This window comes from Ornithinimicrobium sp. INDO-MA30-4 (assembly GCF_021535045.1).
Lineage (GTDB): Bacteria > Actinomycetota > Actinomycetes > Actinomycetales > Dermatophilaceae > Ornithinicoccus.
In genome coordinates this window covers 1,212,007-1,237,699 of record NZ_CP091056.1, presented here as the reverse complement: position 1 = coordinate 1,237,699, position 25,693 = coordinate 1,212,007, and the positions used below count along the sequence as shown (strand labels likewise).

The 25,693-nt window shown below is 61.9% G+C and carries 19 protein-coding genes and 9 pseudogenes; 13 read left to right on the top strand and 15 right to left on the bottom strand.

All coding sequences use genetic code 11. The annotated features are described in order from the left end of the window. Nucleotides 1–3: 3 nt before the first annotated feature. The 5 genes and pseudogenes from L0A91_RS07100 to L0A91_RS07080 all read right to left on the bottom strand — a co-directional run bounded on the left by L0A91_RS07100 (nucleotide 4) and on the right by L0A91_RS07080 (nucleotide 4,618). A pseudogene (locus tag L0A91_RS07100) lies at nucleotides 4–987 on the bottom strand (AAA family ATPase). Then, nucleotides 984–2,087, bottom strand: coding sequence for a DUF4350 domain-containing protein (locus L0A91_RS07095; protein WP_235246386.1), 1,104 nt, complete (start codon nucleotides 2,085–2,087; stop codon nucleotides 984–986). The pseudogene L0A91_RS07100 and the gene L0A91_RS07095 overlap by 4 nt, the downstream one beginning before the upstream one ends. Nucleotides 2,088–2,185: 98 nt before the next feature. Then, the gene (locus L0A91_RS07090; protein ID WP_235246385.1) at nucleotides 2,186–2,593 is read right to left on the bottom strand and encodes a DUF4129 domain-containing protein; all 408 of its coding nucleotides are present in this window, start codon (nucleotides 2,591–2,593) and stop codon (nucleotides 2,186–2,188) included. Between the two features lie 241 nt (nucleotides 2,594–2,834). Beyond that, nucleotides 2,835–3,785: a glycerophosphoryl diester phosphodiesterase membrane domain-containing protein gene (locus L0A91_RS07085; protein WP_235246384.1), complete on the bottom strand. Its 951-nt coding sequence runs from the start codon at nucleotides 3,783–3,785 to the stop codon at nucleotides 2,835–2,837. Between the two features lie 197 nt (nucleotides 3,786–3,982). Next, a complete protein-coding gene (locus L0A91_RS07080) occupies nucleotides 3,983–4,618 on the bottom strand; it encodes a uridine kinase (protein ID WP_235246383.1) in 636 nt (211 codons plus the stop codon). 38 nt (nucleotides 4,619–4,656) lie between these two features. Here L0A91_RS07080 and L0A91_RS07075 point away from each other — a divergent pair, with 38 nt between their 5' ends. Both L0A91_RS07075 and L0A91_RS07070 read left to right on the top strand, forming a co-directional pair. Continuing rightward, a complete protein-coding gene (locus L0A91_RS07075) occupies nucleotides 4,657–5,112 on the top strand; it encodes a hypothetical protein (RefSeq protein ID WP_235246381.1) in 456 nt (151 codons plus the stop codon). After that, a complete protein-coding gene (locus L0A91_RS07070) occupies nucleotides 5,109–5,282 on the top strand; it encodes a hypothetical protein (protein WP_235246380.1) in 174 nt (57 codons plus the stop codon). The genes L0A91_RS07075 and L0A91_RS07070 overlap by 4 nt, the downstream gene beginning before the upstream one ends. Before the next feature lie 17 nt (nucleotides 5,283–5,299). Here L0A91_RS07070 and L0A91_RS19760 read toward each other — a convergent pair. Together L0A91_RS19760 and L0A91_RS07060 are read right to left on the bottom strand one after the other, a co-directional pair. Then, nucleotides 5,300–6,972, bottom strand: a pseudogene (locus tag L0A91_RS19760) (phospho-sugar mutase). Between the two features lie 29 nt (nucleotides 6,973–7,001). After that, nucleotides 7,002–7,837, bottom strand: a pseudogene (locus tag L0A91_RS07060) (purine-nucleoside phosphorylase). Nucleotides 7,838–7,943: 106 nt separating this feature from the next. Here L0A91_RS07060 and L0A91_RS07055 point away from each other — a divergent pair. After that, nucleotides 7,944–9,278: pseudogene (locus tag L0A91_RS07055) on the top strand (NAD(P)H-quinone dehydrogenase); the annotation flags it as partial. A 74-nt stretch (nucleotides 9,279–9,352) separates the two neighbouring features. Here L0A91_RS07055 and L0A91_RS07050 read toward each other — a convergent pair. Then, nucleotides 9,353–11,125 (bottom strand): annotated as a pseudogene (locus L0A91_RS07050) (biotin carboxylase N-terminal domain-containing protein). 43 nt (nucleotides 11,126–11,168) lie between these two features. Continuing rightward, the gene (locus L0A91_RS07045; RefSeq protein ID WP_235246378.1) at nucleotides 11,169–11,510 is read right to left on the bottom strand and encodes a MerR family DNA-binding transcriptional regulator; all 342 of its coding nucleotides are present in this window, start codon (nucleotides 11,508–11,510) and stop codon (nucleotides 11,169–11,171) included. A 212-nt stretch (nucleotides 11,511–11,722) separates the two neighbouring features. Between L0A91_RS07045 and L0A91_RS07040 the strand changes: the two are divergent. Together L0A91_RS07040 and L0A91_RS19755 are read left to right on the top strand one after the other, a co-directional pair. Further along, nucleotides 11,723–11,935 (top strand): annotated as a pseudogene (locus L0A91_RS07040) (transposase); the annotation flags it as partial. A 41-nt stretch (nucleotides 11,936–11,976) separates the two neighbouring features. Beyond that, nucleotides 11,977–12,204, top strand: a complete 228-nt coding sequence (locus L0A91_RS19755; RefSeq protein ID WP_397333862.1) for a helix-turn-helix domain-containing protein — start codon at nucleotides 11,977–11,979, stop codon at nucleotides 12,202–12,204. 314 nt (nucleotides 12,205–12,518) lie between these two features. Here L0A91_RS19755 and L0A91_RS07030 read toward each other — a convergent pair whose 3' ends face one another. Next, nucleotides 12,519–13,214, bottom strand: coding sequence for a hypothetical protein (locus tag L0A91_RS07030; RefSeq protein WP_235246375.1), 696 nt, complete (start codon nucleotides 13,212–13,214; stop codon nucleotides 12,519–12,521). 324 nt (nucleotides 13,215–13,538) lie between these two features. On the opposite strand from L0A91_RS07030, the gene L0A91_RS07025 reads away from it, so the two are divergent. Both L0A91_RS07025 and L0A91_RS07020 read left to right on the top strand, forming a co-directional pair. Beyond that, nucleotides 13,539–14,720: an acyl-CoA dehydrogenase family protein gene (locus tag L0A91_RS07025; protein ID WP_235246374.1), complete on the top strand. Its 1,182-nt coding sequence runs from the start codon at nucleotides 13,539–13,541 to the stop codon at nucleotides 14,718–14,720. Then, nucleotides 14,717–16,290: pseudogene (locus L0A91_RS07020) on the top strand (acyl-CoA carboxylase subunit beta). Before L0A91_RS07025 ends, L0A91_RS07020 begins: the two are co-directional and overlap by 4 nt. Here L0A91_RS07020 and L0A91_RS07015 read toward each other — a convergent pair. The 3 genes and pseudogenes from L0A91_RS07015 to L0A91_RS07005 all read right to left on the bottom strand — a co-directional run bounded on the left by L0A91_RS07015 (nucleotide 16,291) and on the right by L0A91_RS07005 (nucleotide 20,410). Beyond that, nucleotides 16,291–16,947 carry a nucleoside triphosphate pyrophosphatase gene (locus L0A91_RS07015; protein ID WP_235246373.1) on the bottom strand — a complete coding sequence of 219 codons (657 nt, stop codon included), beginning with the start codon at nucleotides 16,945–16,947 and terminating at the stop codon, nucleotides 16,291–16,293. Further along, a complete protein-coding gene (locus tag L0A91_RS07010) occupies nucleotides 16,944–18,989 on the bottom strand; it encodes a Na+/H+ antiporter (RefSeq protein ID WP_235246372.1) in 2,046 nt (681 codons plus the stop codon). The genes L0A91_RS07015 and L0A91_RS07010 overlap by 4 nt, the downstream gene beginning before the upstream one ends. Continuing rightward, a pseudogene (locus L0A91_RS07005) lies at nucleotides 18,871–20,410 on the bottom strand (DUF885 domain-containing protein). The gene L0A91_RS07010 and the pseudogene L0A91_RS07005 overlap by 119 nt, the downstream one beginning before the upstream one ends. A gap of 170 nt (nucleotides 20,411–20,580) precedes the next feature. Here L0A91_RS07005 and L0A91_RS07000 point away from each other — a divergent pair. Next, nucleotides 20,581–21,240: an MOSC domain-containing protein gene (locus tag L0A91_RS07000; protein ID WP_235246371.1), complete on the top strand. Its 660-nt coding sequence runs from the start codon at nucleotides 20,581–20,583 to the stop codon at nucleotides 21,238–21,240. Here the strand turns inward: L0A91_RS07000 and L0A91_RS06995 are convergent. Beyond that, nucleotides 21,237–21,479, bottom strand: coding sequence for an acyl-CoA carboxylase subunit epsilon (locus tag L0A91_RS06995; protein ID WP_235246370.1), 243 nt, complete (start codon nucleotides 21,477–21,479; stop codon nucleotides 21,237–21,239). The two genes, L0A91_RS07000 and L0A91_RS06995, sit on opposite strands and share 4 nt — an antisense overlap. Continuing rightward, nucleotides 21,476–23,079, bottom strand: a pseudogene (locus tag L0A91_RS06990) (acyl-CoA carboxylase subunit beta). Before L0A91_RS06990 ends, L0A91_RS06995 begins: the two are co-directional and overlap by 4 nt. Before the next feature lie 90 nt (nucleotides 23,080–23,169). On the opposite strand from L0A91_RS06990, the gene L0A91_RS06985 reads away from it, so the two are divergent. The 5 genes from L0A91_RS06985 to L0A91_RS06970 are packed head-to-tail and all read left to right on the top strand — an operon-like array spanning nucleotide 23,170 to nucleotide 25,616. Further along, nucleotides 23,170–23,793 (top strand): biotin--[acetyl-CoA-carboxylase] ligase, encoded by a 624-nt coding sequence (locus L0A91_RS06985; RefSeq protein WP_235246368.1) that lies wholly within the window; start codon nucleotides 23,170–23,172, stop codon nucleotides 23,791–23,793. After that, complete coding sequence (locus L0A91_RS19750; RefSeq protein ID WP_397333829.1) at nucleotides 23,738–23,878, top strand: hypothetical protein; 141 nt, start codon at nucleotides 23,738–23,740, stop codon at nucleotides 23,876–23,878. Before L0A91_RS06985 ends, L0A91_RS19750 begins: the two co-directional genes overlap by 56 nt. A gap of 9 nt (nucleotides 23,879–23,887) precedes the next feature. Continuing rightward, nucleotides 23,888–24,730 (top strand): enoyl-CoA hydratase/isomerase family protein, encoded by an 843-nt coding sequence (locus tag L0A91_RS06980; RefSeq protein WP_235246366.1) that lies wholly within the window; start codon nucleotides 23,888–23,890, stop codon nucleotides 24,728–24,730. Continuing rightward, nucleotides 24,708–25,394, top strand: a complete 687-nt coding sequence (locus L0A91_RS06975) for a response regulator transcription factor (protein ID WP_235246365.1) — start codon at nucleotides 24,708–24,710, stop codon at nucleotides 25,392–25,394. The genes L0A91_RS06980 and L0A91_RS06975 overlap by 23 nt, the downstream gene beginning before the upstream one ends. Before the next feature lie 3 nt (nucleotides 25,395–25,397). After that, nucleotides 25,398–25,616 (top strand): hypothetical protein, encoded by a 219-nt coding sequence (locus tag L0A91_RS06970; protein WP_235246364.1) that lies wholly within the window; start codon nucleotides 25,398–25,400, stop codon nucleotides 25,614–25,616. Nucleotides 25,617–25,693 lie beyond the last annotated feature (77 nt).

Here is a 25,693-nt window from a genome sequence, read left to right as displayed (position 1 = left end):
GGCCTATCTCGGCACTGCGACGGAGTTCAGCGCGCTGCCCAGAACGGAATGGACCGATACGCCCTCCAACTCGGCCTCTGGGCGCAGCGAAAGCCGGTGGGCCCAGCAGGCTGGGGCTAGCGCCTTGATGTCGTCTGGGGTGACGAAGTTGCGCCCATTGAGCCAAGCCCAGGCCTTTGCGGCACCAAGCAGGGCAGTGGTGCCACGGGGGCTAACCCCAAGTTGCAAAGACGGTGAATTGCGCGTGGCCTGAGCCAAGTCGACCACATACGTCATGATCGCCGTGGAGACCTCAACCTTTTGAATCTGGCGGCGTCCGATCTCAATATCGGCGGGTGAGGCTACGGCTCGCACGCCAGCGCCGGCCAAGTCACGGGGGTTAAAGCCCGCGGCGTGACGCTGCAGCACCTTCACCTCATCGTCACGACTGGGCAGCGGCAAGATGACCTTTAGCAAAAACCGGTCTAGCTGAGCTTCCGGTAGCGGGTAGGTGCCTTCATACTCGACGGGGTTTGGGTGGCCGCAACCATGAAGGAGACGGCAGATCACGTGACTTGCCGTCCACGGTGACGTGTCGCTCTTCCATCGCTTCAAGCAGGGCGCTTTGAGTCTTGGGGGAGTGCGGTTGATCTCGTCGGCCAGCATCAGGTTAGTGAAGATAGGGCCGGGGCGAAAGGTGAATTCGTTGCTGTCTGATTTGTAGATCAGTGAACCGGTGATGTCGCCGGGCATCAGGTCGGGCGTGAACTGCACTCGCGTCGTTTTGACATCGAGCGCGGCGGCGAGGGATCGCACCAAGAGCGTCTTGGCCACTCCGGGCACACCTTCAAGAAGCACATGCCCACCCGTCAGCAACGCGACAATCAAGCCCGTGACTGCTGCATCCTGCCCCACGACGGATTTCGCGACTTCGGTACGCACTTGATTCAGCGCAGTTCTGGCCCGATCAGCGTCATAGGGCTCAGGGGATTGCTGTTGTTCGGTCATCGGGGAGTTCCTTCCTCGAGTGCGTGCAGGTCTCGGGCTGCTTGAACGAAGGATTTATCATCCGAGACGGGTTTGCCCACCAGCAGTGAAGCCACGTGTGCTTCGTTAGCGCCGGTGTAAGACGATATTTCGGCAACGATGGATTCAGGCGGCGCGCCACGTCCGAGGCCAAGCAACTTGGCCCACCGTGCCAAGGCTGCTAACTGAAGCGCGCGATAGGCGTGTGCGTTGGCGTCGCCTCGCTCATAGAGCCGCGCACGAGCGTCGACCAATTCCATGGACTTAATCGTCACCGGCAGCGGTTCTGTCACGATCGGGCCGAGCCGTCGTCCGCGGATGAACATCGCGGCCAGCGCGGTCACGCCAAGCATCGCTGCGGTGGGTGCTAGCCACACCGGCAGGACATCGCCAAGTGTTTGAGGATTGCCCAGAGCGAGATCCGCACTGGTGGGGATGTACCAATACAGCGTGTCGGTCCGGCCCAGTAGTCGCAGGGCAAGGGCCGCGTTGGCATCTTGGGTGACGGAGGCATTGGTAAATGCGTTCGCAACACCGCCAACCCACAACTCGGGGGATGTGTCACTGGCGGGGAACGAAACTAGAGATCCGCCCTGAGCCCCACCAGCCTCGAACCCCGCGCTGGGGGGCAGGCACGTTGTCGCCTCGGGCACCCGAGTGGTCAGGATGAGAGTATCGCCAGCTTCGCTGATGGTGTCGCCGTCACGAAAGATCGGGGAGTTGCACACCGGCTCTCGGGGTGCTGTGCTGCCGGAGCTGATCCGCAGCGGTAGGTCAAGGACGGAGCCGATGTTCGATGCGGGGCTCAAGACGACCATCTTGTCGGCTGCCGCGGTTTGCTGGAGCAGGTCCTTACCGGACTCAGGGCTCAAATTGGTGGTCCCGACGACCAAAACGGTTGCACCGTCAACGCTGCTTGGGAACTCATTGAGGCCGCGAACGACCTCGACAGAAACACCCTGATCTTCCAGCACTTCGTGCAGAGCCTGCCAGCCATTTGGCCCGGAGTTTTCGGGGTCGTAGGGAGTCTCGGTGCTGACGTTGAGCAAGCTAAGGACGATCAGGGCCAGTGCAGCAAGCACGGCGACGGCATGGTACGCGGCGCGGATTCGTCGGGGTTTGGGCGCGGGTGAAGGAGTCGGCGCGCTTGGGGTCGGCGGCTGTGGCTGCGCGGTGAGGGTCATGGGATCGCCTGCAACTGCGGGCGCGCTGTTTGTAGGGCCGCATCCAGATCCAACACCTGTTGAGCATCGTCAGCAGTCGGGATCACTTCGCCGTATCGGGTGAGGTCAAAAGTACGCCCGGCCAGTTCCACGCCTTGACTGTGTTGTGGGTAGGGACTCTGGAGTGACCGGACCACTTCTGCGGCGGTCAGGGCCACCGCATGTTCTAAGAGAGTGTCTTCGTCGGCTTGGGCGGTCAGCGCCCGGAAGCCATCCAGCAAAGCGGCTGAATAGTCGCCGTTGGCAATGGCCTGAGCTGCCCGTTTGCGGTATTCAGTTGGCCGCAAAGGCTCGTTGCCCAAGACGCTCTTAGACGCATCGTCGGATGCGGCAGCGTAGGAGGCTCGACGGCGAAGGCCCCACACGATGGCGACGATGACGGCGACAACAATGAGGGCGCCGGCGATCGCAAAAAGTTGGCCGAGAAGTCGCCACCGAGGTTGAAGTCAAGGGCCTCGGAGAGCCACGCCTGGGCCCGCTCAAGGAGAGTCGGCTCGAGTCGGTAGTTGGCGCCTAACTCGTCGACGAATAACTGTCTTGCGTCGTCGCGATCGGGGTCAAGGAGCGCGCCAGCCCAATCCACTTAGGCTCCCCGACCTACTGTGTTCATCGGGTAGGACCAGACTCAGCGCTTTGGTTTGCTGCGCGCTGCATCTGAACGTGCAAGCCCTCTCGGCGGATCCGCTGATCGATGTAAAGCAAGGCAGTCACCGACGACTGAAATGGTGCGGTCACGACATAGGCAATCAAATTGGCCAGTCCCAGGGTGATCGTGATGCCAGCGAGCGCCGCTGACTCGGAAGCCATTTGGCTGAAGAGGAGGGCGGCCACGATGGACATCGGAATGGCCACGATGTAAGACACCACTATGACGATGATTCCGGTCAAAAAGGTGATGCCGAAGATGCGCCAGAACTGTGAGGCAGTTGACGTCAAACGCCATGAGCGTCGAATGGCGGTGATCGGCCCAGCCTTCTCTAACACCACCACGGGCGTTGCCAGAGACACCTTCACCGACAGGTAGAACAGCGCGAGAAATCCGACGATGGCTAGCAGGCCGGCCAGGATGAGGAACAACACGCCGCCCCCGCTTTCGCCCAGCGCGAGTCCGACGATGAAGGAGATTATGGCAGGTAGGAGTGCTGCCGTTCCGATGAACACAGTGAGCAATGAGACGCCGATGAGAGGCCAAATGCGGCCCTTGACTCGATCCCATGACTGACTGAACGTGACTTTTTCGCCGATAGCGGCGGCACTCACTACGTAGCTCATGAGGCCAGCCAGCACCAAGATACCCAAAATGTTAAACGGGGCACTGATCAAACTAGAGACGTCGAGCACGCCCTGGGCTCCGATGTCTGGGACTAGAACGACCAGTGCGCTGGCGCCGACGCCGAGCAGAGTAGCGATCGTCATCACCACGAGGGCCATGCCCCATGTTGCTCGTGGGTTGCGCCGCAGGGTCTGGAATGTGCCGTCGTAGATGTCTGACAAAGTCAGCGGACGCAAGGGAACGACTCCAGGCTTGTACATCCGGGAGACCTGCTCAGGCGTCATCCCGCGCCATTGGCCCTGTCCTTGTTGCTGACCTCCGGGTGGCGGTCCGTTTGTGGTGCCCTGGGGCGGAGGCATTGACGGCGATTCGGGGCCAGGGCTCGGCGGTTGAGCAGGACCTGGACCGCCGGGCGTCTGCCAGGACCAGGAGTTGTTCGCGTCTTGTCTCGATCCGGGTTTCATCCCGTCGTTTGGCGTCGTCATTCTGTGCCCTCCCCTTGCAGCGCGGCCAAAGCACGCGCGTCCCGCATTGCTTGCTTGCTGTCCATTTGAACGGCCCCGAGAGCCTCTTGGTCGGCAACAATAGCCGGTTGTGCTCGGCGCAGGCGGTGACCGCGACGCCACAGTGTGGATATCGGCTTGCGATGCTCGCGGGTGTCGCGCGAGAAGCGACGCCAGAAGGTCACCCACGGGCCCGAGCAGACACACCAGGCACCGGCCAACAAGCCAGCTTTTTCCAGGTCGGCGATGATGTGAGCAGCAAAAATGCCTTCAGCGACAATGATCGAGTGGGCGCCTGCATCAAGTCTTTGACTATCCACAGCTTTGGAGACCGAGATGTCATAGACCGGGATATCGACGCTTTGACCGGAGCACAGGCGATCCAACGCTGCAACGGCCGCGTCTTGGTTCCACGCCCGCACGTCGTCCCAGTCAGGGAGACCGAGGGTGGACATTGGCAGGCTATGGTCACCGACATCCCGATAGAAGTCATCGAGCTCAACCACGGGCCACCCGTGCTCTTCTTGCAGCAGCTTTGCTAGCCGCGACTTCCCGGCGCCACTGGGGCCGGCGAGTACAAGGACACGCTTGGGGGAGGGCGTTGGGGAACTCACGGAAATGAAGTCTAGCCGCCAGCCTCGGCAGGTGGCTGGTGGCTGCAACCTACGATGGAGGAGTGAGCACTCCAGAGCCGACCCGCACCCATACTTTCCGCACGTTGCCGGCCCGAATTGTCGGAGCAGTGATCGTTGCGGGTGCACTGGTGGCGGTGGTGGTTTCCCTGGTGGACTCCCGGACGCGGGGCCTTGACTTGGTCTATCCGCTGCTCATCGCTGGCATTTTGGCTGGGATTATGTGGATGGTGCTGCTTCGCCCCAGTGTCGAGTTGTGGTCTGACCGGGTCGTGTTGCGCAATGTCTTTCGCAACACGACCGTCCCGTTTGCTCACGTTGAGTCCTTCAGCCATGAGTGGGCCTTCGAGGTGACCGACACCACCGGTCACCGCCACAACTCCTGGGCGATCCCGCGAGAGCGGCAACTCACCCTCGGCGAGCCCGCGAGGACTTTGCGGACACGACGGTGCGAGGCCGCAGCAAGCCGGGCATGACCGCAACGTTCGTTGTCGACAAGGCCGAAAAGGCGCGGTCGGCCTGGAGCATCGCTGACAATCAGCAAACCCCAGACCCACCAGCCGTTACCGAGCAATGGGCCTGGACCACGTTGGTGCCGGTGGCGCTTCTCGTGATCGCGCTCGCAGTGGTCTTGATCTTGAACTGACCTAGACCCTGACTGACCTAGACGGTCGTCAACTCCTGCATGGCAGCCTTGATCTTTTCGACTCGCTGAGCCGCATCGGACCGAGCTTCGCTCAACTGATGGGCCCCACTGACCGGCTCAATGACCTCGATGTAGACCTTCAACTTTGGCTCAGTGCCCGAAGGCCGAACGATGACGCGCGTCTCGTCGGCCAGGGTCAACCGCAGCCCGGGGTGGGGGCAATGCCATCGCTACCTTCGGATAAGTCATCTGCCTGGGCGACGCTTACTCCGGCGACTTCGGTGGGAGTCTGGCTGATCAGTCGGTCCATCACGGCGGAGATCAGACTGAGATCGGTCACTCGCACCGAGAACGCCTCCGTGGCGTACACGCCATGCTCAAGGGCGATCTGATCCAACACATCGAGCAGCGTCTTGTCCTTGACTCGAATTTCGGCGACTAGTTCAGCGATAAGGAGCGCTGCCGTGATGCCGTCCTTGTCGGGCACGTTGGCAGGGTCAACGCAGTAGCCCAGTGCCTCTTCGTACCCATAAGCCAGGCCAGGAACTCGGCCGATCCACTTAAAGCCGGTCAAGGTCTGTTCGCTAGGGGATCCCCGCGGCTTTCGCCATAGCGCCGAGCAATCGCGACGACACGATGGAACGGGCGAACACGTTGCGGTCATCCGTGATCCGACCTGACTGCAGCACGTGATGGCCCAGCAGGACGCCCACTTCGTCGCCACGCAGCATGCGCCAACCGTGAGGACTGTCCACAGCAACGGCGCAGCGATCAGCGTCCGGGTCGTTAGCCAGCACGGCATCTGGATGGGTCTGGTCCGCCAAGGCCAGGGCCGCGTCGATAGCGCCGGGCTCTTCAGGGTTGGGGAAGTCAACCGTAGGGAAGGCCGGGTCAGGCTTTTCTTGCTCCTCGACCGGCACCGGCGCTAAGAAGCCTGCTTGCTCAAAAGCTCGACGCAACACCTCTGAGCCAACCCCATGCAGCGCTGTGTGCACGAGTGAAACCTCACGGCTTGAGTCGGGCTGCAGCACCTTCACCGCAACATCGACGTATGCCTGGGTGATCTCGTCACCGGCAACGCTCCAGCCAGTCTCTGGGCGCTCAACGGAGGCCACTGAGTCAATGGCCGCAATGTGTCCGGCAATACCAGTGTCTGCAGGCGGCACGATCTGCGAGCCGTCGCCGAGGTAGACCTTGTAGCCGTTATCCCGTGGCGGGTTGTGACTTGCCGTCACCATCACACCGGCGTCAGCCCCCAGGTGTTGAATCGCGAACGCCAGGACGGGCGTAGGCAGTGGCTCGGGGAGCAGCACCGCGCGGCCGCCTGCTCCGGTGACGACCGCAGCAGTGTCGGCGGCGAAGACGTCCGAGTTGTAGCGGGCATCGAAGCCGATCACCACGGTGGGAGCCTCGGTGACCGTCTCCTTGAGATAGCCCATCAAACCGGCAGCGGCGCGAATTACGACTGCACGATTCATTCGGGCTGGGCCAGCGCCCACCCGCCCCGCAGGCCAGCGGTGCCGAACTCTAGGAACCCGGAGAACCTGTCGGCGAGGTCAGCGGTGTCGCCAGACTCGCGTGCCTCCGCAATGACCTGTTCCAGCTCAGCACGAGTTTGTGGGTCGGGGTCATCCATCAGCCAGTGTTCGGCTTGCGCGGTCAGGGCGCTCAGATCTTGGTTATGCGACATGGCAGAGTTCCTTTGCGATCGAGCGAGGATCAGAGACGGGCAACGATGGCGGCAAGCAACTCGCCGGAACGTTGTGCGGCCTCTTGGCCAGCCTCGATGACTTCCTGGTGGGACAGCGCGCTTCGCTGATACCAGCGGCGGCATTCGTCACCAGCGAGAGCCCCAGCACCTTCATCCCGGCTTGGCGCGCCGCAATGGCCTCCAGGCCAGTCGACATACCGACGAGGTCAGCGCCGAGCACCTTGGCCATCTGCACTTCGGCCGGGGTCTCATAGTGCGGCCCGCGGAATTGTGCGTAGACGCCCTCATCAAGGTTGGGGTTGATCTCTTGCGCGATGGCTCGCAGGTCAGCGGAGTACAGATCCGTCAGGTCGACGAAGTTGGCACCCTCGATGGGGGAGTTAGCGGTGAGATTCAGGTGGTCTTTGATCAGCACCGCAGTGCCGGGAGGCCACTCGGGGTTGAGTCCGCCACAACCGTTGGTCAACACGATGGTCGAGCAGCCAGCGGCTGCAGCAGTGCGCACAGCGTGCACGACGGCGCGCACGCCCTTGCCTTCATAGAAGTGGGTGCGAGTGCCAAAGACCAGCGCCCGGCGGTCGGTGTCGGCGATGCGCACTGAACGCATCATCCCCTTGTGGCCAGCAACCGCAGCGTCGCTGAAGCCAGGCACCTCCGTGTTGGGCACTTCTGCCAGCGTTTCGCCGAGCAAATCGGCGGCCGGTCCCCAACCACTGCCAAGCACCAAGGCGACGTCATGTCGCGGTGCTCCAGTCCGGTCAGCAATCACGTCGGCTGCAGCGGCAGCGACGTCAAAGGGGTCGACATTGGGGTCACTGAGGTCAAGGTTGGCTTCGTTGCGCACGCCTTTGACCCTAATGGATGTCGGGTCTTAATGGTTTGATGGGTGCGTGACTGGCAACCAAACTTCTGTCGTAATCATTGGCGGCGGCCCCGGCGGGTACGAAGCAGCGCTCGCAGCCGCACAAGCGGGTGCCGACGTCACCGTCGTCGAAGCCCAAGGTTTGGGTGGTGCGGCAGTCCTGACGGACTGTGTGCCCAGGCAAATCGTTGATCTCGACCTCCGACTTTATGAACCGCTTTTCGGCGGCTTCGCGCCTGGGTGTCGGCTTCGATGGGGCGCCAGGGGACCAGGGCGTCACTGCCCACTTGCGGGAGGTCAACGACCGCATTGTCGCCCTGGCTGAAGCCCAAGTGCTGACATCGGCACCCGGCTCGAAGGGTCAGGAGTGCGAGTCGTACAGGGCAAGGGCCAGATCGTTGGCCCGGGCAAGGTTGAGTATGCGGCGGGTGAGGATGCGTTGGACGCAGACGTCATCTTGGTGGCCACCGGGGCTCGGCCTCGAGTTCTCGACTCTGCGCAGCCCGATGGCGAGCGGATTCTGACCTGGCAGCAGATCTACGGTCTCAATGAGTTGCCCGAGCACCTGATCGTCATCGGCTCTGGTGTGACCGGTGCTGAGTTGGCGCATGCCTATCTCGGGCTGGGCTGCGACGTCACCTTGATTTCATCCCGAGACCGCGTCTTGCCTGGGGAAGACGCCGATGCGGCTGAGGTGCTAGAGGGTGTATTCCGTCGCCGTGGCATGAACGTGCTGGACCGCTCGCGGGCCAAAGCGGTTGAGCGCACCGGCGAAGCCGTCAAGGTCACGCTGGAGGATGGCCGTGAAGTCACCGGCTCCCACGCGTTGCTTGCCGTTGGCTCGCTGCCCAACACCGAAGAGATGGGCCTGGCCGAGGCTGGTGTCGTCTTGACCGAGTCGGGACACATCGTGGTCGACCGCGTTTCGCGCACCAGCATGTCCAGCATTTATGCCGCCGGTGACTGCACCGGGGTGTTCCCGCTGGCATCGGTGGCCGCTATGCAAGGGCGGATTGCGATGGCGCATGCCCTAGGGGACGCAGTGGCCCCGCTTGCCCTAGGTCGGGTCAGTTCGAATATTTTCACCGACCCAGAGATTGCCACAGTCGGGATTTCGGCGGCCGATGTCGAGTCCGGCAAAGTGGATGCCCGTGCGGTGATGTTGCCGTTGGCAGGCAACCCGCGAGCCAAGATACAGAATCTCTCGGATGGCTTCGTCAAGCTGTTTGCCCGCCGGGGTGGTGACACCATCTTGGGCGGCGTCGTCGTGGCTCCGCGAGCCAGTGAGTTGATCTTCCCGATCGCGTTGGCGGTGGCCAACCAACTGAGCGTGGACCAGTTCTCGTCAACCTTTACGGTCTATCCGTCGCTGTCTGGCTCGATTGCCGAAGCCGCGCGGCAGTTGCACTCAGTCGAAAACTAGGTTCGAGGCTCGCCCGAGCATGTCAAAGGCCGTCGAACCCAATCGGGTTAGTCGGCCTTTGACGTTGCTCAGTTTTAGTCCTTCAACTCACAGATGACTGCTCCGTTGGTCAGCGTGTCGCCGACCGCGGACTTCAGGCCAGTGACGGTGCCGCCCTTGTGTGCCTTGATGGGCTGCTCCATCTTCATCGCTTCAATGACGACAATGACGTCACCCTCGGCAACCTCGGTGCCCTCTTCGGCCGTCAGTTTCACGACGGTTCCCTGCATTGGCGCAGTCACGGCGTCACCGGAGGCTGCTGCCGCGCCGCCGCCACTGCGGCTGCGCTTGGGGCCTTCTTACGGCCGCCGCCACTGCCGGAGCCGCCACCCAGTGACAGGTCACCGGGCAATGAGACCGACAAACGCTTGCCGCCGACCTCGACGACAACTTCCTGGCGGGCTTCCGCGTCGCCGGATGCTTCGGCCGTAGGGCCGGAGTAGGGCTCAATCGAGTTATCAAACTCGGTCTCAATCCAACGGGTGTGCACCGAGAACGGCTCGTCGCCCTCGGGGGCGAACGCTGGGTCAGAGACCACTACGCGGTGGAAGGTCAGCGCGGTGGGCATGCCCTCCACGACCATTTCGGCCAGGGCGCGCCGCGAGCGCTCTAGGGCCTCCTGGCGGGTGCGGCCAGTGACGATCAACTTGGCGAGCATGGAGTCGAAAGCGCCCGAGATGACGTCGCCAGCCTCGACACCGGAGTCAATGCGCACACCGGGGCCGCTGGGAGTCTTATAGGTCAGGACGCTGCCGGGAGCCGGCAGGAAGTCGCGACCGGGGTCTTCGCCGTTGATCCGGAACTCGAAACTGTGGCCGCGTGCCACTGGCTCGTCATAGCCCAGAGCCTCGCCATCGGCGATGCGGAACTGCTCGCGCACCAGGTCAATGCCAGTCACCTCTTCGGTGACCGGGTGCTCAACCTGCAGGCGGGTGTTGACCTCAAGGAAGGAAATAACGCCGTCCTGGCCAACGAGGTACTCGCAGGTGCCAGCGCCGACATACTTGGCTTCCTTAGGGGATTGCCTTCGATGCCCGGATGAGCTCTGCGTTTTGCTTCTTGTCCAGATAAGGCGCGGGTGCCTCTTCGACAAGCTTTTGGTGGCGACGCTGCAAGGAACAATCGCGAGTCGACACCACGACCACGTTGCCGTGCTGGTCAGCCAAGCATTGCGTCTCGACGTGCCGGGGGCGATCGAGGTAGCGCTCCACGAAGCATTCGCCGCGGCCGAAGGCAGCGACGGCTTCGCGGACTGCTGAGTCGAACATGTCGGGGATTTCTTCGATGGTGCGGGCGACCTTCAAGCCGCGGCCGCCACCACCGTAGGCAGCCTTGATGGCGACCGGGAGGCCGTGCTTCTTGGCGAAGGCCACGATCTCCTTGCTGTCCTCAACTGGATCCTTGGTGCCCGGCACGAGAGGAGCCTTGGCCTTGGTGGCGATGTGCCGCGCCTTGACCTTGTCGCCGAGGTTGTCGATGGCGTCAGGGGAGGGGCCAATCCAGGTCAAGCCTGCGTCAATCACGGCCTGAGCGAACGAGGCATTTTCCGACAGGAAGCCATATCCCGGGTGGACCGCGTCGGCTCCACTGGAAGCAGCGATCTCGAGAATCTTCTCTTGCACGAGGTAGGAGTCGCCCGGCGTTGAGCCGCCCAGGCTGTAGGCCTCGTCGGCCACCTTGACGTGCAGGGCGTCGCGATCGGGCTCGGCGTAGACAGCCACGGAGCCGAGACCGGCATCCGTGCAAGCCCGAGCAATACGAACGGCGATTTCGCCTCGGTTGGCAATAAGAACCTTGCTAATCGGCATAGCGGTCACCCTAGTCCCTGTCTGGGGGTCGTCGTGGCAGATTTCAAGACAATTTATCCAGGTCGCTGTGACAGCGAGTTTCCAGTTCGTCCAACTCGCCCAGCGATTGATCGATGTCAGCGCGGCGGCGCTGCAGGTCGGCGCGCCGATCCTGAATCTGGTCCAGGAGGTAGCGCAACTGGCCAGCCTCGCCCGGCTGGTCGTCATACATGTCGATGATGGTGCCGATTTCTTCCAACGGGAAGCCGAGGCGGCGCCCGCGCAGAATCAACGCCAGTCGGATGTGGTCCCTCTTGTCATAGAGGCGGCGAGAGCCGTTTGGTCCCACGCGTTCGGGAGACAGCAACCCCATTTGCTCGTAGTGGCGCAGCGCGCGATGGGTCACCGAGAATTCATTGGCAATCTCGGCAATGGTCCACGTGGTGGATGAGAGGGCATAGGGCCAAATCTTCCAAGGTCTTTACGTGGGCGTCAAGTGGGAAGGGCTTTGCCTTACCCATGGCGAACGCGCGATTCGTCGCACGGGGCGGGGAGGTCGTTGGCCGAAGGTCAGGCACGTTTGATCGCCGACCAACAGCGCCACCTTCCCCGAAAGTGCTCGGGGTGGACGAGCACTGTGGCGTCACATCCGGCGCAGCGACAAATACGTGACTGTCATCATTGACCTCACGCCGGTGCGTGATGGCACCGGCCTAGCCCGGTTGTTAGAAATGCTCGAAGGTCGATCCAAGAAGGTGTTCAAGGACTGGGTCGCCGGGCGTGAGCATTCCTGGCGCGGACCAGGTGCAGGTTGTCGCGATGGATGCATTCGCTGCCTCAAGCGAACCATCGCTCGCTAGGCGCACCACCTACTGACTAATCCACCCGAGCCGATCAGTACCAGCCAGCCCTGGCCGATCCGAAAAGCCGCAGGACTCACTATCGAAGCCGCCGCAGCCGAGCTTCACTGCTCCATGGCCACCCTGTCGCACACCGAAGGCGGCCACTCCGCCAATCGCGACAAGATCACCGAATACCTCGACTTCCTCACCAGACACCAAACCACCCTTGCGCAATATAGAAGCATCGCCGAATTATGAAGAGTCGGCATGGTGTGCTCAATGCCTCGGGTCACCGGCCGCTGACCGGTGGAAAGCTGAAGGGTGACGTTTCCGGGCTTGGACCCCAACTGCACCGGCGACGATTATAAGTGCGGGAATGCTTGCCGTGAGGGCTCTGTCTGGCATTCCTACGGCCCCCAGAATCATGAGACTAATGACTACTGCGAGAGCGCCTGTAAAGATGCAGATGAGAATCCGACTTCTACTCGGGTTAGTACCCCAGCCGATTTTGGAGCCAAATATGATGAAAGCACAAAATGCCGTTGCCCCGGCCGCCCATAAAGCAACTTCAGTCATCGGTAGCATCCAGTAACTGTTCTGCTCCAGATGTACAGCCGTAGATTGGGGTACGCGGTCGAGCACCTTCCATATGAGATGACGTATGTGGTAGCAATTGCAATGAGAGTGCTGGCAGCCGCACAGGCCGGAGGGCTGGCCGAACAGATCGCTGCTCCCAGAACCACGCTCCCGCCAGCAAGCAGTGCCGATTGGTCGACGCGATTGAAGCTGATGTAGGGATTGCGGATGCCTCCTCCGGCCCAAAGGTCGGCTCCGGGTTTGCCTGAAACCTGCGACGATTGCAGGTCGGTCCCTCCAGGCAGCGGCTCTGAAATGTCTTGAAGGATGAGTTCTCCGAAGCCTTCGACCTTGTAGGACACTAGGCCGTCTCCCACGGCGACAGCACCATCATCCTTCAGGGCGGGGTCAAGCTCTTGATAGTCGTCCAGAGAGATATTCGGGATATCGCCTTCTGGAGCCTTGAGTTCTTGCGCTGAGATCCCGGGTGTCGGCTCCTCATGAGCTTGAACATGTGGCGCCGCGGCGAAAGACAGAATCATTGCAATGAAAATTCCTGTGGCCTGTTTGAATCTCATTCCACTTTCTCGTTGCTGTAACTCGGATGGCACTTGGCTTGGCATTGAGGGTGCAAGGGTTTGGGCCGATTGTGCGGCGGAACATCCTTTGGTCTCCAATGCTGCTTTCAGCACACCATAATTGGGCTCACGAAGCAATCATTCATTCGGAGGGATCGTCATTAATAGCCAGTGCGGGGTTTGAGATTTGTCTCCCGTATACGTTCAGCAAGTGCCGAATCAGACCCATGACCTCGATCTTTTGTTGGCCGGAAGGTTTTGTGGCTCATCGTGCGCATGGAGGTAAAATTTTCGTGAAGTCCTATGGTGCCTCGATGCGACCGCGTGTGGAGTCACCATCGATCGAGAATGATGCACACTCAGCGGACACTTGCCAGCGGCCCCGACGTGACTTAACGTTTACGTCAACGTCAAATATCGTCAGAGAGGCCGAACTTGATGTTTGAGCTCAGCAAGGACCACGAAGAGTTTCGCGCGCTAGTGCGCGATTTCGCCACTGAAAAGATCGAGCCGCACGTGGCCGACTGGGACCGCGACTCACACTTTCCTACCGAGATCGTCCCCGCCATGGGTGAGTTGGGACTGTTCGGGCTGACCGCCCCCGAGGAGTATGGCGGTGCTGGGCTCGAAGAGGGGGCGTTCACCTATCTGTGCCTGGCCATCGAAGAACTTGGCCGGGTGGATCAGTCGATGGGGATCACCTTGTCCGCCGGGGTTGGCTTGGGGATTAACCCGATCATGTCCTATGGCAGCGACGAGCAAAAGCAGCAATACCTGCCTGATCTCATAGCCGGCAAAAAGTTGGCGGGCTTCGGCCTGACCGAGCCAGACGCTGGCTCGGACGCAGGAGCGACCAAGACCAAGGCCACGCTGGCCGATGGGCAATGGACCATCAACGGCGCTAAAGCCTTCATCACGAACTCCGGCACCGACATCACCTCGCTGGTGACTGTCACCGTCAAGACTGGCGAAAAGCCCGATGGCCGGGCCGAGATCAGCGCAATCATCGTGCCGTCCGGGACGCCTGGATTCACTGTTGAGCCCGCATACCGCAAGTTGGGGTGGCACATCAGCGACACCCACGGTCTGAGTCTGGCTGACGTCAAGGTCCCCGAGGCCAACCTCCTGGGTGAGCAGGGTGCTGGCTTTAAGCAGTTCCTCAAGACCCTTGACGACGGCCGGATCGCCATCTCGGCGCTTGCCTTGGGTGCCGCCCAGCGGATGCTTGAAGAGTGTGTTGCCTACAGCAAGACTCGGTTGGCGTTCGGCAAGCCAATTGCCGTCAATCAAGGCGTCTCCTTCCAGATCTCCGACCTGGCCGTGATGGTCGAGTCGGCTCGACTGCTGACTTATCGGGCTGCCTGGCTTAAGGATGAACAGGAGGCAGGCCGCCGCGGTGTTGCCGAGGTCAAGCAGGCTGCCAGCATCGCCAAACTGCAATCCAGCGAAGCCGCGGTCACCGCGACCCGGATCGCCACCCAGATCTTTGGCGGCAACGGCTTCATGGAGGAATACCCGGTCGCCAGGTTCTATCGTGATGCGAAGATCTTGGAAATTGGCGAAGGCACCTCCGAGGTGCAGCGCATGGTCATCGCTCGTGGTCTTGGCCTTCCGGCCTGAGGGAGTTCGTATGGAGCACACCCAACCCGCATCCCGATGCTCGGGTCGCTGACCTGCGCGAGCGCGTGCGTCAGGCCAACCAGACCAGCGCTGCGCCAAGCGAGAAAGGTGCCGCCAAGCTCGCATCGCAAAACAAGATGCCGGTGCGGGACCGGGTCCACGCGCTTTTTGACGAAGGCACTTTTGTCGAAGACGGGCGGCTAGCCAACGCCACCTCAGAAGGCTTGCCCGCTGATGGCGTCGTCACCGGACGGGGAGAGGTGGATGGTCGACCAGCAATTGTGGTGGCTAATGACCCCACCGTGAAGGCTGGCTCGTGGGGCGCTCGCACCGTTGAAAAGATCGTCCGCGCCACCGAGTCGGCCCTGCGCGAAGAGTTGCCGATTTTTTGGTTTGTCGACTCTGCTGGTGCGCGCATCACCGACCAAGTCGAGCTGTTTCCAGGGCGCCGGGGTGCTGGCCGCATCTTCCACAACCAAGTGGCCTTATCCGGTCGAGTCCCACAGATTTGCTGCCTCTTTGGCCCCTCAGCGGCTGGTGGCGCCTATATCCCCAGCTTCACCGATCTGCTGATCATGGTCGAGGGCAACGCCTCGATGTATCTGGGCAGCCCACGGATGGCCGAGATGGTGGTCGGCGAGAAGGTCTCCCTGGAGGAGATGGGCGGCGCTCGCATGCACTGCACGGTCTCAGGTGTCGGCGACCTGCTCGTCAGCGATGACGCCGAGGCCATTGACGTTGCCAAACTGGCGTTCTCCTACCTGCCAGACAACTGGCGCACAGCAACGCCAGAGTATGACGCGGAGCAGCCCTCGTCAGTCCTGGACTCGGCGACGGTCCCCGAGGCTGAGTCCGTGCCCTTCGACGTTCACGATGTCATCGACGGTTTGGTTGACGACGACTCATTCTTTGAGGTCAAGCCGCTGTTTGCGCCCGAGCTGGTGGTTGGTTTTGGCCGGGTGGCCGGCAAGACCGTCGGCATCGTCGCGAACAACTCAGCCGTCAAGGGCGGGGTGCTTTTCACCGACTCAGCCGACAAAGCAGCCCGCTTCATCTGGATGTGTGACGCCTACGGCATACCGCTGGTTTATCTGGCTGATGTGCCGGGGTTCATGATCGGCTCGGAAGTCGAGCGCCAGGGCATCATTCGGCATGGTGCCAAGATGGTCTCCGCGGTCTCCGAGGCGACCGTGCCGCAGATCTGTGTTGTCGTCCGTAAGGCCTACGGTGCTGGTTTGTACGCGATGGGTGGGCCTGGGTTCGGTCCTGATGCCACGTTGGCCTTCCCACGGCCCGCATCGCGGTGATGGGGCCAGAGGCAGCCGTCAACGCGGTCTATGCCAACAAGATCGCGAGCATCGAGGACCTCGATGAACGCGGAGCCTTCGTCGCGGCAGCACGTGCTGAATATTTGGCCGATGTTGACCTGGAGCGACTTGCCTCAGACTTGGTGATCGACGAGATCGTTGAGCCCGAGGATCTGCGCTCCGCCATCGCGACCAGACTCAAATACGCTGCCCGCCGCGATCGGCACTTCTCGTCTCGACACCGAGCGATCCCGCCGGTCTAGCTAGTCGGCTGTCCTGAGTTGGTGCCAAGCGATCCCCAGGTCGCTGAGCATCGAGCGCAGCAGCGGCAAGCTCAGCCCAACCACATTGTGGAAGTCGCCTTCGATGCCCGTGACAAACGGGCCGCCGAGGCCATCGACAGTGAATCCGCCAGCAACCAACAGCGGCTCGCCGGTCGCCACATAGGCGTCGATCTCGGCGTCGCTGATGTCGGCAAAGTACACGGTTGTCGAGGCAGAGGCGCCACGACCGACCGGCTCCGTGGCGCTATCGCGCAGATCAACGAGCCAGTGTCCGCTGTGCAAGACTCCTGAGCGCCCACGCATCGAGCGCCAGCGATCGCGCGCCGTCGCCGCGTCCTCGGGTTTGCCCCAGACTTTGCCGTCTAACTCCAGCATCGAGTCGCAGCCCAACAAGAGGTCAGCCAAGTAGCGCTGGCCAAAGCCCATGGACTTCCACTGGTCGGCCACGGACTCAGCTTTGGCTCGAGCCAGGAGCAACGGCGTCTGCTCCGCAGTCAGCGGCCCCGCCTGGGCAATCACCTCGTTCTCGTCTACCCCTGAGACCAAAACCTGTGGCTCCACGCCAGCCGCACGCAAGGTCGCCAAGCGGGCAGGAGACTGCGAGGCCAAAATCAGTCGAATATCAGGATTGCTCATCCGTTCACCTCATCGATATAGCACCAACGCCAACTCTCACCGGGCTCCAAGCTACGCATTACTGGGTGACCGGAGTTGCGGAAGTGTGCGGTCGCATGCCGGCCAGGGGAAGAATCGCAGCAGGCGACAAAGCCGCACTCTTCGCACATCCGAAGGGCCACCGGGTGCTCGTCATGCGCGTCGCATTCTTCGCAGTGCAGTTTTTCAGGCACCGGTGACTGGCACGGGATCGTCAGGTGATCACAGGTGTTGACCAGTGTGGAAGGTGCGGCGATTTCGGCCGCCACAATCGTGTCATCGCGCCGACTGTTGGTGTCCAAAATGGATTCTTCGACGTCGAGTTGGTTGAGCAACTCAGCCAAAATCTCGTGTTCGGCGTCCCCCGAGTCGCGCAGGGTCACCAATTCTGCGCGCTCTGCCTCCAGCATCTCTTGGCGGATCCGGCGATAGGCCTCGCTGGGCGTCTCGATACTCTGCAGCGACTGAGGGCTCACGCGTTCCCACACTCGGTTGATCCGCTCATCCGAGCGGGAGCGCAGGCGATCCAGGACGGCGGACGGAGCGTCATCATGCTCGTTAAGTGCGCTCAGGCCGGCTTGGACGGCCCGCTGGGTCACGACGGCTTCTTGCAGCGCATCTTCGCGCGCGTCTGGCCCCTTGACCTTCAGTGCTCGAGCCAGGATCGGCAAGGTATAGCCCTGAATAAAGAGGGTGCCGACGGCGACAACGGTGGCGATAAAGATCAGCACCTCACGGTGCTCTGCGTTGACGGGCAGCAAGAATGCAGCGGCCAGGGTGACCACACCACGCATACCCGCCCAACTGGTCAGCAGCGCGTGACGCCACGGCATCCGCATAGATTTTCCGCGCAAGAACAGATAGCGCTGCGGGAAGATCCACAGCGGGCGCAGCAAGATCACGGTCAGCAGCACGGCCACGGCGGTGACCAGAATGCGGGTCACACCAATGGGGTCGTCCAGGCCGTCGGCGATGATCTGGTTGAGTTGCAGCCCGATCATCAAGAAGACGGCGTTCTCGAGGATGAACTGCACCGAGGTCCAGTTGATCCGTTCGGTGAGCCGCGAAGACGCGCTCTGTGTTTCAAGCGCCTTGTGGCCCAAGATCAAACCGGCCACGACCACCGCCAGAACGCCGGAGGCCTCAAGAAGCTCCGCGGCGATATAGGCCAGGAAAGGCACCGAGAACGAGATCGCCGTGTCGAACTCTGGTGCCACCCGCTGCCGGTGCAACTTGGTGACGAAGAAGGCGACGAGCACACCAACGAGCAGGCCACCTATGACCGCCCAGACAAAGTCGCTGACAACTGAGCCAAAGCTGACTTCCTCGATGGCTTCTTCGGCTGCGTGGCCAAAACTCAACCCGGCAATCGCCAGCCCGGTCCGCAGCGAAACAAGGGCCGTTGCGTCGTTCAGCAGCGACTCACCTTCAAGGATGGTGACGATCCGGCGTGGCATCCCGACCTTGCGAGCCACAGCAGTGGCTGCCACTGCATCCGGTGGAGCCACAATGGCACCGAGTGCGAAGGCCAAGCCGAATGGCACAGAGGGAATCAGCCAGGTGGTGACCAGAGCGACGCCCAGGGCGGTGAAGAGAATCAGGCCCACAGAGAGAGACAGGATCGCAGCCCGGTTGCGATTGAAGTCCACCAACGACGTGCGGATCGCAGCCGCATACAACAAAGGCGGCAGCAGACCGAAGAGCACCGTGTCAGCGGACAGGTTCACCTCGGGGATGAATGGCAAGTACGAACCGACGATCCCGACCAGCAGCAGGAGGGGGGTGCCTGCCAGCCGACGCGCTCGGCGAAGCCAGCGACCAGCGCCGCAATAACGGCGATGAGCACCAGCGATAAAGCGATCGTCACAGTGTGTTTCTCTTCTCTTTAACGCCAGACAGGGTGGCTCAGATCTGTCCCAACACCGCTGCACGCAGGGTGTCGAGGCCAAGACCACCCAAGTCGAGGGCAGAACGGTGGAAGGCTTTAAGGTCAAAGGAGTCGCCCTGCTTGGCGCGCAGCTCATCGCGCAATTCCAGCCACAAGCGTTCCCCGATTTTGTATGAGGGAGCCTGGCCTGGATAGCCCATGTATCGGTCTAACTCGAAGCGGGCCTGCTTTTCTTCCATGTTGGTGTAGGTGTCGAGGATCTGCCACGCCTTGTCGTAGGTGAAGTCGCCGCCGCCGACCTCGTCCGGCGCCTCAAAACCACAGTGCACGCCGATGTCGATGACAACTCGCACAGCACGCAGGGCCTGGGCATCAAGCAAACCCATCCGGTCGCCTGGGTCATCGAGGTAGCCCAAGTCAGCCATCAGCCACTCGGAGTAAAGCGCCCAACCTTCGCCGTGGCCAGACACCCAGGCGCCGCTACGACGCCAGCGGTTCAACAACTCTGTCCGGTATGCGGTCTGCCCGAACTGTAGGTGATGTCCGGGGACGCCCTCGTGATAGACCGTCGTCAGCTCGGCCCAGGTGTGGAAAGTAGTGACTCCTTGGGGACCGACCACCACATACTTCCGGGACGGCTGAAGTCTTCCGAGGGTGGCGTGTAGATGATGCCGGTCTGGCTCGGCGCGATCCGGCACTCAATCGTGCGCACAGGCTCGGGGATGTCGAAGTGGCTGCCGTTCAACTCAGCAATCGCTTCGTCAGCCTTGACCTGCATCCACTGTTGCAACTCCTCGGTGCTGTGCAACTGATAGCGCTCGTCAGAGTTGAGGGCCGCGATTGCTTCCTTGACGCTGGCGCCAGGCTTGATCTGCTCAGCGGTCTCGCGCATCATCGCGTCGATCCTGGCAAGCTCTTCCTTGCCCCAGGCGTAGGTCTCGGCGAGGTCGATGGTTGAGCCCAGGAACAGGCGCGACTCGACCTGGTAGCGGTCGACTCCTACCGCGTCGGCTTCTGGGGCGATCGGCAAAAACTCAGAGGTGAGCGTTTCGGCGAACTCACCGAAGGCAGCCTTGGCCACCTCGACTGCCGTAGCCAGGTTGGCTTGAACCGAGGCATCCTGCTCCGATGCTCCGTCGATGAGGACCTTGAAGGGCTGTCTTCGCTGGCCTGGTCGACGCATTGAGCGGCTACGCCACGCACCTGGCGCTTGGCCGCGAACACCCCGTGGCCAGCGCTAAAGCGCAGTGACTCGACGTGCTGATCCAACGCCGCAGGCACCGCTTGGAGCCGAGCGATGATGCTGGCCCATTGCTCGGGTGTGTCGGTGGCCATCAAGTCGAAAACGTCTCGGACTTCTTGAGCCGTTGAGTCAAGCACGTTGAGGGCGACGGGGTCTTGGCCGGCCAGGACCCGGTCGACTGAATCGATCGTGACGCCAAGACGCTCGCGCATCGCTGCCACCGTGACCCGGTCGACTTCATCAACAGGGCTGGCGTCCGCAAGGCGGTCCAAAGTCGTGGCCGCCAAGTCACGTTTAGCCTGCACGCCAGCCATTGAGTAGTCGTCCAGCAGGTGATCGGCGCCGTCAACGCCTAAATAGGTGGACGTCACCGGGCTAGCGGCAACTTGGGCCTCTAGGTAGTCCTCAGCGATGCGGTCAATGGCGGTGAATTCTCGTTGGCTGCTCACCGTCCGAACTTACTTCATCTACCTATACTCCAGGTATGAATCTGGGCACCGTTCTCTCGACCAATATCGGCGCCGCCGTGTCGACCATGCACTCCAGCGAGCCCGTCACGGGTCACGACAAGCAGCCCGTCGAGAAGTTGCAGGTTGCCGATCCGGGAGGGCAAACCGAGGGCTCGGGTAGCGGAGTGGCTGGAGATTTCATCGGGGACCTGAAGCACCACGGGGGCAGCACGCAGGCCGTGTACGCGGTGAGCCAGAGCGAGCTAGATTTTTGGTCGGCGCAGTTGGGCCGTGAGTTGCTCCCGGGGATGTTCGCGGAGAACCTGACGGTTGCTGGTTTCGATGTCGATGAGGCACCGATCGGTCAGCAGTGGCAGGTAGGCGAAGACGTCACCCTCGAAGTGGCCTCAGTGCGCATTCCGTGCCGCACGTTCGCCGGCCACTTGGGGGAGAAGCAGTGGGTGAAGCGATTCAGCCAACATGGCCGTCCGGGCGCCTACCTTGCTGTGGTGCAGCCGGGCACCATTCGACCGGGCGACACCATAGTGGCTGTTCGAACCCCGGAGCATGGCCTCACGGTGCGTGACATGTTCGCAGCGCTGATGGGTGACAAAGACCGTGCCCGCGCGCTGCTGGACTCTGGCTCGCTGTTGGAGTTTGAGCAGGCCAGAGTCCAGCGAAAAGCGGGTCTTTAGCGCGGCATTGCCGATCCCTGCCAGGCAAACGGCCCGGGAGACAGTCGTGGCCGAGCGGCCCGAGCGCGGCTGTTCCACAGTGACCGGGGTCGCCGAGTCGATGCCTGACTATCATCCGACCCACCAGATGCAGACAGCAGCACCATCATCGCGGCAATCTCTTCTGGGGTCGCGCCGCCGGAGATCGTGATGCCAGACAGCTTGGCCTCTTGGGGCTGATCGTTGGTCGACTCGCTCATAGCGGGATGTTCCCATGCTTCTTGGGCGGACGGTTGGCTCGCTTGGTCCGCAACGTCCGCAACGCCTTAATGATGTGGCTGCGCGACATCGACGGCGCAATCACTGCGTCGACGTAGCCACGCTCAGCGGCGATGTACGGGTTGGCCAGGGTGTCCTCATACTCGCGGATGCGCTTGGCGCGCTCCGCCTCGACGTCGCCACCTTCGGCCGCAACCTGGCTCAACTGCTTGCGATACAAGATGTTGGCGGCGCCCTGGGCACCCATCACCGCGATCTGCGCGGTGGGCCACGCCAAGTTCACATCAGCGCCAGGGTGCTTGGAGCCCATCACGTCATACGCGCCGCCGTAAGCCTTGCGAGTGATCAGCGTGACCAGCGGCACGGTGGCCTCGGCATAGGCATACAGCAATTTCGCCCCGCGGCGAATGATGCCACCCCACTCCTGGTCGGTGCCGGGCAGGAAGCCGGGCACGTCGACCAGAGTGATGATCGGGACGTTGAACGCGTCGCAGGTGCGCACAAACCGAGCAGCTTTTCGGACGCTTCGATGTCGAGCGTTCCGGCCAATTGCATTGGTTGGTTGGCGACAATGCCGACCGAGCGGCCTTCAACACGGGCAAAGCCGACCACGATGTTGGGTGCAAACAACTCCTGCGCCTCGAGGAAGTCGCCGTCGTCCACGATGTGCTCGATGACCGTCTTCATGTCATAGGGCACGTTGGGGGAGTCAGGGATCAGCGTGTCGAGCTCTTCGTCCTCGGCATTGATCTCGAGGTCGACCTCAAACTCAAACTCGGGAGCCTCTTCAAGGTTGTTTTGCGGCAGGTGGCTCAGGAGTTCCTTGACATAGTTAATGGCATCTTGCTCGTCGTCGGCGGCGTAGTGAGCCACACCTGAAGTCGCATTGTGCGTCTGCGCGCCACCGAGGCTCTCCATCGACACATCTTCACCGGTGACGGTCTTAATCACGTCTGGGCCGGTGATGAACATGTGCGAGGTTTCCTTGACCATCACGATGAAGTCAGTGATGGCCGGCGAGTACACAGCGCCGCCAGCGCATGGGCCCATGATGAGTGAAATCTGGGGGACCACACCGGAGGCGTGCACATTGCGCTGGAAGATCTCGGCGTACATGCCCAAGGCAACGACACCCTCTTGGATGCGTGCGCCGCCGGAGTCATTGATGCCGACGACGGGGCAACCGACCTTGATGGCCAAGTCGAGCACCTTGACGATCTTTTCGCCGAAGACCTCACCCAGCGATCCGCCAAAGACAGTGAAGTCTTGGGCGTACACGGCGATAGGGCGACCATCGACCGTGCCATAACCAGTGACGACACCGTCACCGTAGGGGCGGTTCTCTTGCTGACCGAACGCAGTTGAGCGGTGGCGGGCCAACTCATCCAACTCGGTGAATGAGCCTTCGTCCAGCAATTGTTCAATCCGCTCGCGGGCTGTCTGCTTTCCCTTGGCGTGCTGCTTTTCCACGGCTCGAGCGGACCCCGCGTGGACCGCTTCTTCGCTGCGTTGGCGATAGTCCGCCAGGCGTCCGGCGGTGGTGCGCAGGTCCGGCTGCGTTTCTGGGCTGGTGTCACTCATGCGCAACAACTTAGTCTCATCTGCGTGATGGCACACAGGTGGGCACGCCCGGTTTGGCATTCCAGTCTGGAATCAACTAACACCGAACTCTTGAGTAACCCGGTCGCCGGGGCGGTCGTGGTCACTGACCACCAACGCGGCGGTTATGGCCGGCATGGCCGAGATTGGGAAATGTCTCCTGGTCAGACGCTTGCCGTCAGCTGTGCGACGCCCGCTCCAGCGTCACACCTATGGGGTTGGGTGCCGTTGGTGACGGGTATGGCGGTGGTCCGGTCATTGCGTGAGTCGAATTACCCGATTGTTGCCACATTGAAGTGGCCGAATGACGTTTTGGTGCCTGATGGGGCCGGAGCAAACCCGCGAAACACGGGCAAGATTGCCGGCATCCTTGCCCAGGTTGTCCCCGAAACCGCCGACCGTGGACCGCTGGTGGTGATCGGCACCGGGCTCAATATCAACCAGAGCTTTGCGGAATTGCCGGTGGAGACGTCGACCTCGTGGCGTGTTGCTCGAGGTGGGGAAAAACTCCCGGCAACCCTCGCGCAGGACTGGCTGACCGCATACTTGCAGGAGCTTGATCGGGGCTTAACACAACCAGAGCACGACCCAGCAGGTGTTGCCCTGGACTACGCGTCGATGTGCCACATTGGGTCAGGATGTGCGTGTGCACCTGCCTGGAGGGGACGAGGCGATCGGGACGGCTATCGATATTGACGCCAGCGGGGCCTTGGTCATTGAGGGCCGTGAAGGGCGGTCGGTGCACCACGCCGGAGATGTCGTCCATTTGCGCCCGCGCTAGCCTGCGGTCATGAGTGAATACTCGCTGCTTCAGATCATCCGGCATGGCGACGACGGCACCATTGCCGAGTTGGCCCTCGACCGCCCAGACGCCCTCAACGCCATCTCGACTGAGTTTGCGCAACAGATCACGGCGGCGACTGCCGAGTTAAGCGCCGACCCCAGCGTTGCTGTCGTGGTGCTGACCAGCACGGCGGCGCGAGCATTCTGCGTGGGTGCCGACCTGAAGGAGCGCAACTCTTTCACCGATGAGCAAATGCTGCAGCAACGCACCATCACGACCGGTGCCTACGGCGGAGTTCTCAATTTGCCGGTGCCAGCGATTGCGGCCGTTGAGGGTTTCGCTCTCGGCGGTGGGTTCGAGTTGGCGTTGTCGTGTGACCTCATTGTCGCCAGCGACACGGCGGTGGTCGGACTTCCTGAAGTTTCTGTTGGCGTGATCCCCGGCGGTGGGGGAACCCAGTTGCTGAGCCGGCGGGTGGGCAGCGCCAAAGCGGCCCGCGCCATCTTTACTGCCGGGCGGTATGACGCTGCCTCTGCGCTGCTGCACGGCTTTGTCGACGAGGTCGCACCTGCCGGAGACGCCCGTGAGCAGGCACTGGGCCTTGCTGCAGCCATCGCTAAGAACTCGCCGGTTGGCTTGCGCAATGCGAAGGCTGCACTGCGCCAGGGGTATGACCTACCGCTGGCTCAGGGCCTCGAAATTGAGGGGCAAGGGTGGCAGCGCACGGTGCTTTCGGCTGATCGCGCCGAAGGAATTACAGCTTTTGTTGAGAAGCGCCCGCCGCGCTGGCCGGGACTAAAGCCTGCAGGTACGTATGATGACGAACATGATTCGGGTACTGCTGGCTGAGGACGACGAGACGATCTCCGAACCACCAGCCCGCGCACTGCGTCGCGAGGGCTATTTGGTGGATGTCGCGCCGGATGGACGGGCTGCACTCAAGAGCGCCGAAAAGGAAACACCAGACCTGTTGGTGCTGGACCTTGGCTTGCCTTATGTCGACGGGCTCGATGTATGTCGCCGGTTGCGCCAAGAGGGTTTGGTCGCACCCGTTTTGATCCTGACTGCTCGTGGCGATGAGGTCGACACAGTGGTCGGCCTGGATGCTGGGGCCGATGACTATGTGACCAAGCCGTTCCGACTTGCCGAGTTGCTGGCCCGTGTCCGGGCATTGCTGCGCCGCGGCTCTGACCCCAACGAGGTGGGCGACCGGCCCGTAGCGATTGATGTCAACGCACGGCGGGCCTTCTTCCACGGTCAAGAACTCTCGCTGACGGCCAAAGAGTTTGACCTTCTGCGGGTGCTGATGCGCGAAGAAGGACGAGTCGTCTCACGGGACACGTTGATGCAAGAGGTCTGGGATAGCTGGTTTGGCTCCACCAAGACCCTTGACATGCACATCTCCGTCTTGCGTCGGAAACTGGGGGATGACGCAGGCAACCCGAGCTACTTGGTGACGGTGCGCGGTGTTGGCTTCCGATTCCAGAACGAGCCAGAGTCCGCAGCAGGCTGATCGATGCCGCAAATACTGCGCCGTCTGGGCATCCAAGTGGCGTGGATCAGCGCGGGTTCTGCCCTGCTGGTGATGGGTGCGGCATTCTATTTTCTGCTCAATGAAGCCCGAGCGCGCAACGAGGCTGGCGCTCCTCCGGTGCCTACCTGGTGGGTGTTCACTGCCCTGGGGGTTGCCCTGGTCGTGACTGTCGCGGTGACGGCTTTGCCTCTCTCGCGGTGACGAACCGCACTGCACGATTGGTGACGACGGCGATGGAGCGGCTCTCGCAACAAGCCGATGATTTTGGCTCGTCAGGC